The sequence below is a fragment of the Natronomonas salsuginis genome, assembly GCF_005239135.1.
GTDB lineage: Archaea > Halobacteriota > Halobacteria > Halobacteriales > Haloarculaceae > Natronomonas > Natronomonas salsuginis.
Genome location: NZ_QKNX01000002.1, coordinates 394,906 through 408,194, shown reverse-complemented (window position 1 = coordinate 408,194; position 13,289 = coordinate 394,906). Strand labels below are relative to the sequence as shown.

Annotated in this window: 12 protein-coding genes; 1 reads left to right on the top strand and 11 read right to left on the bottom strand. The window is 64.3% G+C overall.

The window, feature by feature from the left end:
* Window positions 1–26: 26 nt before the first annotated feature.
* From DM868_RS06815 to DM868_RS06780, 8 genes are all read right to left on the bottom strand, one after another.
* Window positions 27–794, bottom strand: a complete 768-nt coding sequence (locus tag DM868_RS06815; protein ID WP_137276116.1) for an SDR family NAD(P)-dependent oxidoreductase — start codon at window positions 792–794, stop codon at window positions 27–29.
* A gap of 147 nt (window positions 795–941) precedes the next feature.
* Complete coding sequence (locus tag DM868_RS06810) at window positions 942–2,072, bottom strand: acyl-CoA dehydrogenase family protein (RefSeq protein ID WP_137276115.1); 1,131 nt, start codon at window positions 2,070–2,072, stop codon at window positions 942–944.
* Window positions 2,073–2,131: 59 nt separating this feature from the next.
* A complete protein-coding gene (locus DM868_RS06805; RefSeq protein ID WP_137276114.1) occupies window positions 2,132–3,784 on the bottom strand; it encodes an AMP-binding protein in 1,653 nt (550 codons plus the stop codon).
* 115 nt (window positions 3,785–3,899) lie between these two features.
* Window positions 3,900–5,219 carry a substrate-binding domain-containing protein gene (locus DM868_RS06800; RefSeq protein ID WP_137276113.1) on the bottom strand — a complete coding sequence of 440 codons (1,320 nt, stop codon included), beginning with the start codon at window positions 5,217–5,219 and terminating at the stop codon, window positions 3,900–3,902.
* A 164-nt stretch (window positions 5,220–5,383) separates the two neighbouring features.
* The gene (locus DM868_RS06795) at window positions 5,384–6,085 is read right to left on the bottom strand and encodes an ABC transporter ATP-binding protein (protein WP_137276112.1); all 702 of its coding nucleotides are present in this window, start codon (window positions 6,083–6,085) and stop codon (window positions 5,384–5,386) included.
* Window positions 6,078–6,827, bottom strand: a complete 750-nt coding sequence (locus DM868_RS06790) for an ABC transporter ATP-binding protein (RefSeq protein ID WP_137276111.1) — start codon at window positions 6,825–6,827, stop codon at window positions 6,078–6,080. The genes DM868_RS06795 and DM868_RS06790 overlap by 8 nt, the downstream gene beginning before the upstream one ends.
* A gap of 93 nt (window positions 6,828–6,920) precedes the next feature.
* Entirely contained in the window at window positions 6,921–7,931 is a 1,011-nt protein-coding gene (locus tag DM868_RS06785) for a branched-chain amino acid ABC transporter permease (RefSeq protein ID WP_137276110.1), read from the bottom strand.
* A 4-nt stretch (window positions 7,932–7,935) separates the two neighbouring features.
* Window positions 7,936–8,799, bottom strand: a complete 864-nt coding sequence (locus DM868_RS06780; protein WP_137276109.1) for a branched-chain amino acid ABC transporter permease — start codon at window positions 8,797–8,799, stop codon at window positions 7,936–7,938.
* Window positions 8,800–8,922: 123 nt separating this feature from the next.
* On the opposite strand from DM868_RS06780, the gene DM868_RS06775 reads away from it, so the two are divergent.
* Window positions 8,923–9,687 carry an SDR family NAD(P)-dependent oxidoreductase gene (locus DM868_RS06775; RefSeq protein ID WP_137276108.1) on the top strand — a complete coding sequence of 255 codons (765 nt, stop codon included), beginning with the start codon at window positions 8,923–8,925 and terminating at the stop codon, window positions 9,685–9,687.
* A 43-nt stretch (window positions 9,688–9,730) separates the two neighbouring features.
* On the opposite strand, the gene DM868_RS06770 is transcribed toward DM868_RS06775, so the two are convergent.
* The 3 genes from DM868_RS06770 to DM868_RS06760 form a co-directional block, all read right to left on the bottom strand.
* Window positions 9,731–10,450 carry a maleate cis-trans isomerase family protein gene (locus DM868_RS06770; RefSeq protein WP_137276107.1) on the bottom strand — a complete coding sequence of 240 codons (720 nt, stop codon included), beginning with the start codon at window positions 10,448–10,450 and terminating at the stop codon, window positions 9,731–9,733.
* A complete protein-coding gene (locus DM868_RS06765) occupies window positions 10,450–11,358 on the bottom strand; it encodes a dihydrodipicolinate synthase family protein (protein ID WP_137276106.1) in 909 nt (302 codons plus the stop codon). The genes DM868_RS06770 and DM868_RS06765 overlap by 1 nt, the downstream gene beginning before the upstream one ends.
* A gap of 456 nt (window positions 11,359–11,814) precedes the next feature.
* Window positions 11,815–13,191 carry an FAD-dependent oxidoreductase gene (locus DM868_RS06760; RefSeq protein ID WP_137276105.1) on the bottom strand — a complete coding sequence of 459 codons (1,377 nt, stop codon included), beginning with the start codon at window positions 13,189–13,191 and terminating at the stop codon, window positions 11,815–11,817.
* Window positions 13,192–13,289: the final 98 nt, after the last annotated feature.

Sequence of the window (13,289 nt, the reverse complement as noted above, 5' to 3'; positions counted from 1 at the left end):
CCACAGAAGAGACGACGCGAGCGTACTTATTTCAGGCTGAAGCCACCGTCGATGAGCAGCGTCTCGCCCGTGATGAACGACGCGGCCGGCGAGACCATGTACAGCGCGCTCACGGCGACCTCGTCGAGGTTCGCATAGCGCGACAGCGGCGTCCGACCATGGATCGCCGCCTTGGTGTCGGGATCGTTCAGCGCCGCCTCGTTCTGTCTGGTTTCGACGTATCCGGGGCCGATCGCGTTCACGCGGATGTCGTCGCCGGCGTACTCCAGCGCGAAGTTCTGGGTGAGCCCCTTGACGCCAAACTTGCTCGCGACGTACGCGGTCAGCCCCTTGACCGCCTGATCGCCATTCATCGAACTCACGTTCAAGATCGCGCGGTTCCCCTCCTCGGGCATGTACTCGGGGACCAACTGCGAGCCGATGAACACGCCGTAGAGATTGGTGTCGAGGATCAGCTCCCACTCCTCGTCGGTGAGGTCAGCGACGGGTTGGGACTCCTGGATGACGCCCGCGCTGTTGACCAAGACGTTGATCGGGCCCACCTCGCGCTCGACGCGCTCGAAGAACGCCTCGACGCTCTCCCTGTCTGTCACGTCCGTCGGACAGACCACGTCGCAGTCGACCGCCTCCGCGGCCTCGCGGACGCTCGATTCGGTTCGGCTCGTCGGCACGACGTCGGCACCGGCCTCGTCCAACGCCTCCGCGATCGCCCGCCCGATACCGGTCGTGCCGCCGACCACTGCCGCGACCTGTCCGTCCAAATCGGCCGTGATCCCGAGATCGGCGATCGTCATCGGTCGGCCTCCCGATTCTCCTCGTTCGATCCCGTCGATACCGCTCCGGCAGTCAATTCGGCGCACATGGGCGAGGCTACTACACGGGATCTCATATAACCCGATGCTCGCCGTCAGAAACCCACCGTCAGCGATGTGTCGACCGCCTCAGTCGAGCACTTTGTCCGCGAGGATGTTTCGCTGGATCTCGCTCGTTCCCTCGTAGATCTCGAGCCCCTTCGCGTCCCGATAGAGCATCTCGACGGGGAAATCGCGAGTGTAGCCGTAGCCGCCGTGGACCTGGACCGCCTGGTTCGACACCCTGCGGGCCGCTTCGGAGGTGTACAGCTTCGCCATCGAGGCCTCCGTCTCGCAGGGCTCGCCGGCGTCGCACTGCTTCGCGGCGTTGTAGACGAGGTGCTTACAGTTTTCGACCTCCACGGCCATGTCCGCGACCTTGTGGCGGATGGCTTGGAACTCCGAGATCTTCTGGTCGAACTGCTCGCGCTCGTCGACGTAGCGTTTCGCGGCCTCGTAAGCGCCGGCCGCGACGCCGAGCCCGCGCGCGGCGACGGCGATCCGGTTCTCCTCGAGCATCTCCATCGTGTGGTAGAATCCCTTGTTCTCCTCGCCGAGTAGGTTCTCCTCGGGGACGAACACGTCGTTCAACACGACCTCGTGGGTGTTCGACGCCCGATAGCCCATCAGGTCCTCGGGTTCCTGCACGTCGAACCCTTCGCTGTCGGTCGGAACGACGAAGACGCTCATGCCGCGGTAGCGCTCGCCGGGGTCGGTCTTCACCAACACCGCGACGAGATCGGCCGCGCCGGCCCCGGTGACCCACATCTTGTTGCCGTTGAGGACGTAACCGTCGCCCTCCCGCTCGGCGGTCGAGGAGATGCCGGCCAGGTCGGAGCCGTTCGCGGGCTCCGACAGCGAGATCGCGTCGACGAGTTCGCCCGAACACAGCCCCGGGAGCCAGCGCGCTTTCTGCTCGTCGGTGCCGAACAGGCGAATGAACCGGAGCAGCCCCTCGTCGAGTTTCATGCCTGCGGATGGCCACACCTTCGATACCTCCTCCATGACGACGGCGTGGCTCAGCATGTCCATGCCGCCGCCGCCGTACTCGAAGTCGACCTGCGCGCCGCGCATGTCGTACTCAGCGAGGCCCTTCAGGACCTCCTTCGGGAATTCGCCTTTGTCCTCCCATTCGTCGACGATCGGTCGGAGCTCGTTCTCCGCGAAATCGCGGGCTGTCCGCCGCACTGCGCGATACTCTCCGTCGAGTGGAACAGTCATACCACACGTTGGGACTTCGGGATAATAAAGTCGCTGTCCCGTCGCCGCCTCGCGTCCGGCTATCGGACGACCGGATCGACGCCCAGTTTGTCGGCGATATCCTCGCGGAGCTTGTACCGCTGGACCTTCCCGCTCGCGGTCATCGGGAGCTCGTCGACGATCTCGAGCCGCTCTGGGAGCTTCTGGGTCGCGATGCCCTGCGATTTGAGGTACTCGACCATCTCCTCGAACGTCAGCGGATCGTCCGGATCCGTCGAGAGGACGTACGCACAGCCGCGCTCTTGCAGCCGTTCGTCCGGCATCGCGACGATCGCGCCGTCGGCGACCTTCGGGTGCTGGTGAAGGTACTCCTCGATCTCCCGGACGGGAATGTTCTCCCCGCCGCGGATGATGATGTCCTTGATCCGTCCCTTGATCATCACGTAGCCGTCGTCGTCGACGATCGCCTTGTCGCCCGTCTTGAACCACTCGTCGTCGGTGAACGAGGCGGCGGTCCGTTCGGGATCCTCGAGGTAACCCAAAAAGAGGAACGGCCCTCTGACCTGCAGTTCGCCCTCCTCGCCGGGGAGGGCGTCCTCCAACTCGCCGGGCTTTCTGATCCGGACCTCCATACCGCCGTAGGGCTTGCCGTCGGTCGTCTCCAGCTTCTCCGCGGGCGCGTCCGGCGGGTTGACCGTCGGCAGCGTGTTCTCGGTTTGCCCCCAGCCGCGACAGACGGTCACGTTCTCGAAGTTCTCGTGAGCCTGTCGGACCACTTCCGCCGGACACGGCGCGCCGGCGGTCATGATGCGCCGGAGACTCGACGTGTCGTAGGCGTCGAACTCCTCGTGCAGCGAGAGATCACGGACGAATGGGGTCGCGCCGGCCATGTACGTACAGGCCTCCGACTCGATCCACTCGAGCCCGGTTTCGGCGTCCCACTTCTCCTGGAAGACGCAGGTCGTCCCCAGCATGAACGCGAGCCGGTAGCCGTGTTGGATCCCCGTGAGGTGGCCGATCGGCGACGGGGTGAACACGACGTCGTCGGATTCGAGGCCGAGTCGGTCGATCTGGCCGTTCTGGGAGGCCAACAGCGTGTTCTCGGTGTGCATCGCCGCCTTCGGCTGGCCGGTCGTCCCCGAGGTAAACTGGATGAGCGCGAGATCGTTCGGTCCGAGTGCGTCGGACGCGGCGATCGAGTCGGCATCGCCGCCGCGCTCTTGGATCGACTCGAAGCTCGTCACGCGGCCGTCGTCGATCTCGCCGCCGACGCTGATGACGTGGTCGAGCGAGTCGTGTTCGTCGGCCAGATCGAGGCCCATCTCGACGTACTCGAAGCCGCTGAACGACGACGGAGCCGCGTACACCGTGGTTTCCAACTTCTCGATCATGTAGCCGACCTCGCTCTCGCGATAGATCGAGACGATCGGGTTGTACACCGCGCCGAGTTTGAGCGCGGCGAGGTGGAGAATCGCCCCCTCGGCGCGGTTCGGAATCTGTGAGGCGATCACGTCGTCGGTGCCGACCCCCATCGTGGCGAGTCCTTGAGCGAGTTCGTCGGCGGCTTCGACCATCTCCACGTAGGTGTGTGTCCCGCGTCTGTCGACGATGGCGGTTCGATCCGGCGTCGACTCGACGGCCGTCTCGACGTACTCGAGAAGCGTCCGGTCGACCCACTGTCCCGCTTCGGTAAACTGTTCGTGTAGCTGCTCGGACCAGCGATCGGGTCGCATGGTCGATGCTCGGCGAGGACGGACTAAAACTCTTGCTTCGTGCGCCGCACGCGGCCACGGCTCACACCGTTGCGATCGCGATAAAAATGTGCGTGTCGGTCGCCCGCGAGCCGGATTAGATCCAGTCGCCTTCGCAGGTGATCTCGGTCCCTTCGGCAACGTCGATCGGGATCGTACCGACGATCTCCTCGGTGTAGCCGTCGTTGTCGAAGACGTACTGCTCGAGCATCGTCTGGTTGTCCTCTCGGTAGTACTTGTCGCCCTGCGGGAACTCGAGCGACGCTTCCATTTCGAAGCCGCGCCACGTGTCGACGAAGTCTCGCGACTGGCTCGGTCCGGTGTAGTCGATCTCCTCGGCGATCGCCTTGAACAGCCAGATGGCCTCCCAGCCCGTCGAGCTCGATCGCGTCGGGGCAGGTTCGTCGGCGTACTCCGAGTAGATCTCGTGGAACTCGCGGTTCGCCTGGTTGTCGAGGGGGCCGGACAAGACCTTCGGGTAGTAGTTGATGCCGTACAGCGAGTCGGCGACCTCTTCGTCGACGCCGCCCTCTTCGAGGAACTCACCGACACCGGCACCGACGGTGACGATGCGATCGAACTCCTCTTGTAGACCGAACGACCCGACATCCTGCAGGAGATTGATCGAGTCGCCGCCGGCCTGGATGAACACCATGATGTCAGCGGACGTGTCGAGGTTCGTCAGGTACTGACTGAAGTCGGAGGTCCCGGCCGGTACCGGCACTTCGCTCAGAATCTCCCCGCCCGCCTCCTCACCGAAGTACTGCTGGAAGTAGTTGAGCTCGGACTGGCCCCACGCGTAGTCGGCGTACAGCATGGATGCAGACTCGTAGCCCTCGTCGGTGAGGTAGGGGCCGAGCCCTGCCCACTGGCTCGGTGGGTTGTTCCGTGTGCCGCGGAACGAGTACGGCGTGCAGTCCGCGCCGGTCAGTCGGTCCGTCGCACAGTAGCCGGCCGAGTACGGGATCTCGTTTCGGGCACACAGCGGCGCGAGTGCCAGACAGACACTGCTCGAGAACGTCCCGCACATCAGCTCGATGTTCTCGTTTTGGATCAGTCGCTGGGCCTTCGTCGTCGCGACGCCGGGGTCCGTCTCGGTGTCCTCGACGTGCAGTTCGATCTGTCGGCCGTTGATCCCGCCTTCCTCGTTTACCTTGTCGACCGCGGCTTCCGTCGCCCACAGGCGCCGTTGGCCGGGCGCAGCGAACGGGCCGGTCAGCGATTCGACGAACCCGATGTGGATGGTGTCGCCGCCGTCGCCGCCACCGTTGCCGTTACCGCCACCGTTGCCGTTGCCACCGTTGCCGTTGCCACCGTTGCCGTTGCCACCGTTGCCGTTACCGGTACAGCCGGCCAGGGTAATCGCTCCTGCCGCGCCTGCTCCTTTCAAGAATGTTCGACGGTTTGTAGGACGCATCGTACCTCTTTAGTCATTAACTATGCTTAAACATTTCGCAAAAGACGACCGTTCTGTGAAAATAACGCGGCGGCGCGGCCTCAATCACCCGATTCGTCGGTCAAAGAGGTCGGTTTATAATTCAAAGCGTGCGATCACGGCGGCACCGACGAGTACGACGGCGGTTACACCGCGAGGTGTTCGTCGATGATCTCTTCGTTCTCGCGCAGCTCCTCGGGCGTTCCGGTGAACTGCCGCTCGCCGTGGCTCATCACGTAGACCCGGTCGGCGTTGTTGAGGACGAGATCGATGTTCTGCTCGACGAGGAGGATCGTCTGTCCGTCCTCGTTGAGCTGGGCGACGACCTCCGAGATCTTGTCGACGAGCGTGGGCATCAGCCCCTCCGTCGGCTCGTCGATCAGCAGGACCTCCGGATCCGAGACCAGCACCCGACCGATCGCGAGCATCTGCTGTTCGCCACCGGAGAGGGTGCCCGCCTTCTGGTCCAACCGCTCCTCGAGACGCGGGAAGTAGTCGAAGATCTCGTCGAACTCGGGATCCTGTCCCGAGCTCAATCCAACGATCAGGTTCTCGCGGACCGTGAGCTTCGGGAAGATGCTGCGGTCCTCCGCGATGTAGCCGATCCCCCTGCGGTAGATGTCCTCGGGGGCCATCCCACTGATCTGTTCGCCCTTGAAGGAGATCGCTCCGGTTCGTGGCGGCTGGAGTCCGATGATCGATTTGAGCGTCGTCGTCTTGCCGGCACCGTTTCGCCCTACGAGCCCGACGACCTCGCCCTCCCCGACCTCCAGCGAGAGGTCGTGAATGACGTGTGCGTCCCCGTAGTAGGTGTTGATCGAGTTGACGTCGAGGAAATCGTTACTCACCGAGATACACCTCCTTGACCGTCTCGTCGCTCCGGATCGTATCCGGCGACCCCTGCGCGAGCACGCGACCGTTGTGCAGCACGGTGATCGTCTCCGCGAGCCCCATCACGAGATTCATGTCGTGCTCGACGAGCAGGATCGTCCGATCCTTTCCGATCTCCCGGATGAGGTCCATCAGCTCCTCGGTCTCCGCCGTCGTCAGTCCGGCCGCCGGCTCGTCGAGGAGCAGGACATCCGCGCCCGTACTCAGCGCGACGCCGATCTCCAGGTTCCGCTTTTTGCCGTGTGCGAGCGAACTGACCTCCTTGTCGGCCTCCTCTCCGAGGCGTACGCGCTCGACGATATCGTACGCCTCCGCTTTCAGTTCCTCGTCGCTCTCGATGTTCGAAAACAGGAACTTGAAGATCGAGCCGCGCTCTCTGGCACCCAACAGCGCGAGGCGGATGTTCTCCATCACGGTCAGTCCGTTGAACAGCTGCGAGATCTGGAACGAACGTGCGAGCCCCTGATCGACGATTTCCCTCGGCTCCTTTCCGACGATGTCCTCGCCGCTGAGATAGACGGATCCTTCAGTCGGTTCCAACCCACCGGTAATGAGGTTGAAAAACGTCGTTTTTCCAGCCCCGTTGGGGCCGATGATGCAGTGGAGTTCGTTCTCCTCGAGTTCGAAGTCAACATCCTCGACCGCGGTCAGTCCGCCGAACTCTTTTGTTAAGCCTTCCGTGCGCAGTACCGCGCTCATGTCTCTCCCGAATGAGGGGGAGTGATATAAAACTACATGCATGGATCGCCGATCGACGGCCGAAAAAGCGCTGTTTAGCGACGAAACGCCGGTTCAGGCGTCGGTGTTTCGGATGCGCTTGAGACCGCTCTTGACCAGTCCCGCCACGCCGTCCGGCAGGAAGATCACGATCAGGATGAACAGGATCCCGACCGGGATGAGCCACCACGTGATGATGCCGCTCGCGATCTCCTCGATGGCGTAGACGGCCGCGCCGCCGAACAGCGGCCCGAGCAGCGTCCCCTTGCCGCCGAGGATCGTCCAGACGATGACCTCACCGGAGACGATGACCTCGAGCGCCTCCGCGCCGATGAAACTCAGATCGATCGCGTACAGCGCGCCGGCGAGTCCCGAAACCGCTCCGGAGATGCTGAACGCCCCGATCCGATATCGGCGCTCGTCGATGCCGATGTACTCCAGCCGTTCGATGTTCTCGCGAACCCCGCGCAGGATCGTTCCCATCGGCGAGTTCGCCAGTCGGCGCAGCATGAAGTACGCCGCCGCGACGATGGCGATGAGCATGTAGTAGTACGTGCCCGCCTCGTACAGCGAGACCTGCATGACGCCGGGGATGACAGTCAACTGTGGCAGGAGGATGGTCATCCCGTCGAAGCCGCCCGTGAAATCAGTAAAGTTGAGCACGAGGATGTAGATCATTTCGCCGAACGCGAGCGTCAGGATCGCGAAGTACACCTCTCGCGTTCGGATCGCGATCGTACCGACGATCAGCGCGTACACACCGGAGACCACCATCGCCAGGATGAGCAGCGCCCAGATGCTGACCTCACCGAACTCCTTCAGCGGAATCGCGACGGAGTACCCCCCGAGACCGAACAGGGCGGCGTGACCGAAACTCACCATGCCGCTGTATCCGTACATGAAGTCGTACGCCATCGCGAACAGTCCCCAGATGAGCATCCGGTTCAGGAGATTGATCCGGGAGTTGGGCAGTACGGCCGGCAACACGAAGACGAACAACACCCCGAGGAGCAGGTAGACCGCGAGCCGTTGGGGGTTGTTTTTCACCGCTGCAACTTTCGCCGAGAGACGTTGTTTCATTGACATGGTATCACTCTCCGAAGAGACCGGTCGGTTTGACAAGCAGGACGATCACCAACAGTCCGAGCGCGATGATCTGGGACATGTACGGCGGCAACACGAGCACGGTCATCGACTGCGTGAGCCCGATGATCAGCGCCGCCACGATCGCGCCCACGACGCTTCCCAGTCCGCCGACGATGACGACGATGAACGCGTCGATGATGACGCCGACGCCCATCGTCGGGGAGACGCCGCGGATGGGTGCCATGAAGCCGGCCGCGAGCGCGGCCAGCGCGGTACTGATCGCGAAACTCGTCGAGAACACTCGGTCGGATCGAACGCCCAGCGTCCGGGCGGCGTCGAGGTCCTGTGCGGAAGCGCGCATATGGATGCCGAGGCGGGTCTTCGAGAGGAACACGAAGAGCGCCGCGAGCACGGCGAGCGCCCCGACGATCGCGGCGATCCGGACCCACGGGTAGGTGATGCCGGCGACGTTGATCGTGCCGCTGATCGGCGTCGGCATCCCTCGGGGGGAGCCCCCGAAGATCTCAAGGATGAGCTGTTGTAACACCAGAATGAATCCGAACGTGACGATGAGCGACTGGAGCGGATCCCGTTCCCGGATCGGTTTGAGCGTGAGCCGTTCGAGCGCCGCCCCGAACAGCCCGACGCCGAGGGCCGCGAGCACGAGCCCGAGCCAGAAGTTCCCAACGAGCGGGAGTATCACGATGGTCCCGTACGCACCGAGCATGTAGAACTCACCGTGGGCGAAGTTGACGATGTCCATGACACCGAATATGAGTGTGAGGCCTGCAGCGATCAACGCGATCGACAGGCCAATGGATATACCATTGAGGAGTTGAACCAGTATCTCGCCTGCTGTAACCGGCATACAATGCCAATCAGCCGGTCCCTATATGAATCTAACTCTGCGGTCCGGCGAAACCCGAGACGGCAGAACCGTGTGGCGGTCGATGTCATAACCTATTTATCGACAGATATCGATTTTTCGACCATGCGAGGCATTAGCGATAACGTTGCGTTAGTCACCGGTTCGGGACGAGGTATCGGGCGCGGAATCGCCACACGGCTGGCCGAAGAGGGCGCGACGGTCGCGATCAACGACATCGACGCCGAACGCGCGGAAACGACGGCCGCGGAGCTCCGCGAGGAGGGTCACGACGCGATCGCAGCCCCGGCAGATGTCACCGATCTCGATAACATGCAGTCGACCGTCGACGATATCGTCGACGAACAGGGACGCATCGACATCCTGGTCAACAACGCCGGCTGGGACCGCGTCGAGCTGTTCAAGGACAACGATCCCGAGGTGTGGGACCGGATCATCGACATCAACTACAAGGGGCAGGTCAACTCCGCCCGCGCGGTCACCGATTACATGATAGACCAAGAGAGCGGCAAGATCATCGGGATCTCCTCCGATGCGGGCCGCGTCGGCAGCACGGGCGAGGCCGTCTACGCCGGGACGAAAGCCGGCGTCATCGGCTTCACAAAGACGCTCGCGCGCGAGTTGGCCCGCTTCGATGTCCAGTGTAACGTCGTCGCGCCAGGGCCGACCGATACGCCGCTGCTCGAGGAGATGCAACACGAAACCGAAATCGCGCGCAAGATCCACGAGGGCATGGAGAACGCGGTCCCGCTCGGCCGGAAGGCCCAACCGGAGGACATCGCCGCCGGCGTCGCCTTCTTCGCCAGCGGCGACGCCGACTACATTACCGGGCAGGTCCTCAGCGTCAGCGGCGGCCTGACGATGTGCTGAATCGGTCGCAAAACGCGAAGCAAAAACGGCTCGGATTCGACTTTTATGTCTCGAACAGCCGCCCGAGCGGCATCCCCGACCGATCGATCTCGAGATTGGTCATCGCGTCCCAGAGCGTCGCCTGATTCGAGGTGACGACAGGGACGCCGGTGTCGGCCTCGATCCGTTCGATCGCCTCGAAGGTCCGGTAGTTCGTACAGGAGATGAAAACGGCATCGGCGTCGGTTCCCGACTCCTCGATCGCGCCGACGGCCTGCCGGTAGGCCTCCTCGGGCGTCAGCGCTCCGATCTGTGTGTTCCGTTCGATGCCGTGTCCCGAGATCGACTCGACCTCGAAGCCGCCCGTCTCGAGGAACCGCCGCTCGCGCTCGTTGATGTCGTCGATGTAGGGCGTCACGACGGCCACCGACTCGGCGTCGAGCGCCGCTAAGGCGCGCTCGACCGAGAGCGCCGTCGCCACGGCCGGCACGTCGGTCACCGACGCGAGCGTCGATTCGAGCTCCTCGGCGTAGCCGTGGCCCTTCACGAGGCTACCGGTGGTGCAGCCGTAGCAGATCACGTCGACGGCGGCGTGTTTCAGCCGCTCGCCGATGCGCTCGGCGGTCCCCGCCATCCGTTCGAGTTCGTCGGCGTTGACGTCTTCGAGCGGGAGCCGGCCGGTGTGGAGGCTGACGCCCTCCGGGAGCACCCGCTGGAACTCCAGTTCGTTCGTCGTGTTCGAGGAGGGGACTAACAGCCCGATCCGCGCGCGCCAGCCGTACATTACAGCACCCCCGAGGCATCCATCGCGGCCTCGATCGACGCTTTCTCCGCCTCGCCGATTGGCGCGGTCGGCGGTCGCGGCGCGGCGCTGTCGATCGTTCCCCGGATCTCGAGGGCGACCTTCAGCCGGGTGTGGGAATCGCTGACCGGCGGCTCGTACATCGCGTCGATGAACGGTTCCATCCGGTCGTAAGCTTCTCTTGCGCGCGCGATATCACTATCCTCTACCGCCTCGAACAACTCCGAGATCAGCTCGGGGATCACCGCGGCGAGTTCGAGGATCGTTCCGTCGCCGCCGAGCGCGAAGGAGGGCAGGAGATGTTCGTCGTTGGCGACGAGCAGTTGGACGTCCGCGCCCCGGATCGCGCGCAGGTCCTCCTGGAAGTGATCGACGTCCCAGACGGCGTCTTTGACCGCGGCGACGCCGTCGATCCGCGCGAGCTTCCCGAGCAGTTCGGGCGGATAGTTCCCGCCGGCCCAGTGGGGGTGTTGGAAGATGACGAGCGGGAGGTCGGTGCCCGCCGACAGGTCCTCGAAGAAGCCGATCGCGGCGTCCTCGCGGGTGTGGATCGGGGTGTGCGGCGGCACGACGAGCAGGCCGTCCGCGCCCGCGGCCTCCATCCGATCGGCCGCCGCTATCACGTCGGCCGTTGAGCCGCCGACCACGCCGGAGACGACGGGTGTGTCGTCGTCGGTCGCCTCGTCGGCCAGTTCGGTGACGCGGGCGCGCTCCTCTGAGTCGAGCGCGTACACTTCGCCCGCGTGGCCGTTGGTCACGATCCCGTCGACGCAGTCGAGCGCGGCGAGTTCGTCGAGGTGCCGTTTCAGTCCCGGTTCGTCGATCGCCGCCCCGTCTTCGGTCATCGGGACGACGTTCGCCGGGTTGACCCCGGATAGATCGATCGTCATGTCCTATCACACTCGGGCGAGGGGTAATAGATATTCTCCCGCGACGGGCGGCGTTTGTGGGTCGTTTATATATGGCTCTCGTGGCCGCGATCGTCCGGTATTTATAAACTCTTCTTGCGGGTTTATATATTATCGGCGCGTATTTATATACATCCACGGACCGCGACCGCCCCCGCCTCACGCCTCCCTAGCCGATTCGCTCGCGGAACTGGCCGTTCCGCGTCGCTCATCCCTCGCACGTGGGTCCGTGGCCGCCGCTCGCCGTCGCTCACGGCGGCCACCGAGCGCGCGCCACCGTGTGCTTTTAAATAGTTTATCGACGCTGATCCGCGATCTGCCCGCCGACTGCGTATACATCTCTCCTCGCTCCACCCGACGGCGTTTATATACGTGTGTGGTCGAACCCCGATCGCATTTATATACGGCTCCGCGATCGGCCGGCTGGCTTCACCCGTTTTACGCGTTTCCGATCCGCTCGAGCGCGCTCCGCGCGGCGATCCGGCCGCTGACGAGTCCGACCGCCAGCCCGCCGACGTAGCGCCGACGGTGGATGGCCCCGACGTCGGAGCCGGCCGCGAACAGTCCCTCGACCGTCCCGTCCGCGGCATCGTCCGCGCCGATCGCCATCCCAGAGGGTGATGCGGAGCGCCGCTTGACGGCCATCGACTCGTCGACGGCGACGCCGCCCATCGTGAACGTGATGCTCGGTTGGACCTCGACCAGTCGGTAGGGGGGCTCGTCGATCGGGATACGCTCGTTCTCGCGGGAGGGGTGCAACCGCTCGTCTCCCTCTATCGCGTCGTTGAACGCCTCGACCGTCTCGATCGCCCGGTCGCCGTCGACGCCCCACTCGTCAAGCGTCGCGCCGAGTTCCGAGAGCGAGTCGACGAGCGCGGTTCGACCGCCCAGCTCGCCAGCGGTCTCGAATATCTCGTCGGCGGTCTTCGAGCCGAAGACCCGGTCCGCGATCGTCTCGTCGAAGACGTAGTACGCCCGGCCGTCGGTCTCGGTCGCGATGTCCTGTGTGAGCGTCTCCTCCAGCGCCGATTCGGACTCGTCGGTGAACCGCTCGCCCGTCCGGTCGAGCGCGACCGCCGCGAAGCCGTAGTACTGCGTCGCGTCCGCGAACCGGTCCGGCGATATGTCGGCGGGCGGTGCGGCCATCGTGTGTCCGTAAAACGTTCCCAACCCGGCCGTCGTCTTTCCACCGACCTCGGTCGCCGCGAGCAGGCCGTCGCCGGTGCTCCAGGGGTTCGAGCGCAGATAGAGATTCTCGGTCGCGTCGGTGACGTGCTGTTCGACGAGCTGTTCGTTGCCCTGGAAGCCGCCGGTCGCGACGACGACGGCGTCGGCATCGATCGTCACGCGCTTCCCGTCGGGGCCGGTGGCCTCGACGCCGACAACCGTCCCGTCTTCGACTGCCAGCGAGTCGAGGGGCATTTCGAGTCGCACCGAGCCGCCCGCCGCCTCGATCCGCTCGACCATGTGGTCGGTGAACGCCGGCGGATCGATCGTCTTTCCCGGCCCGGGAACGTCGAACTCCGGCGTTACCAGGTCCGCTTCGACTGATTCGAGCCACGCCAGGTCGTCCTCGATCCGATCGACGAGCAGCCGCTGCAGCGCCGGCTCCCCGTCGGGCGAGCGCTCGCGAAGCTCCTCGAAGGAGCCGTACGTCCAGACGATGCCGTTCGAGATCCGCATCGAGCCGCCCGGCGTCGGTGCTTTCTCGAGGACGGTCACGTCCGCGCCCGATTCGGCTAGTTCGAGTCCGGCGACGAGGCCGGCCATGCCGGCACCGACGACTACCGCGTCGGCTGTCTCTGAGTCTGCCATGTCCAAACCTTCCCCGGAGACGTCTTAAATTGTCTCCCCGTTCGTGGCGCTCGGCCGGCGTCGCCTCGGATCGCTCTCGCCCCGAGAGCGCTGTAAAG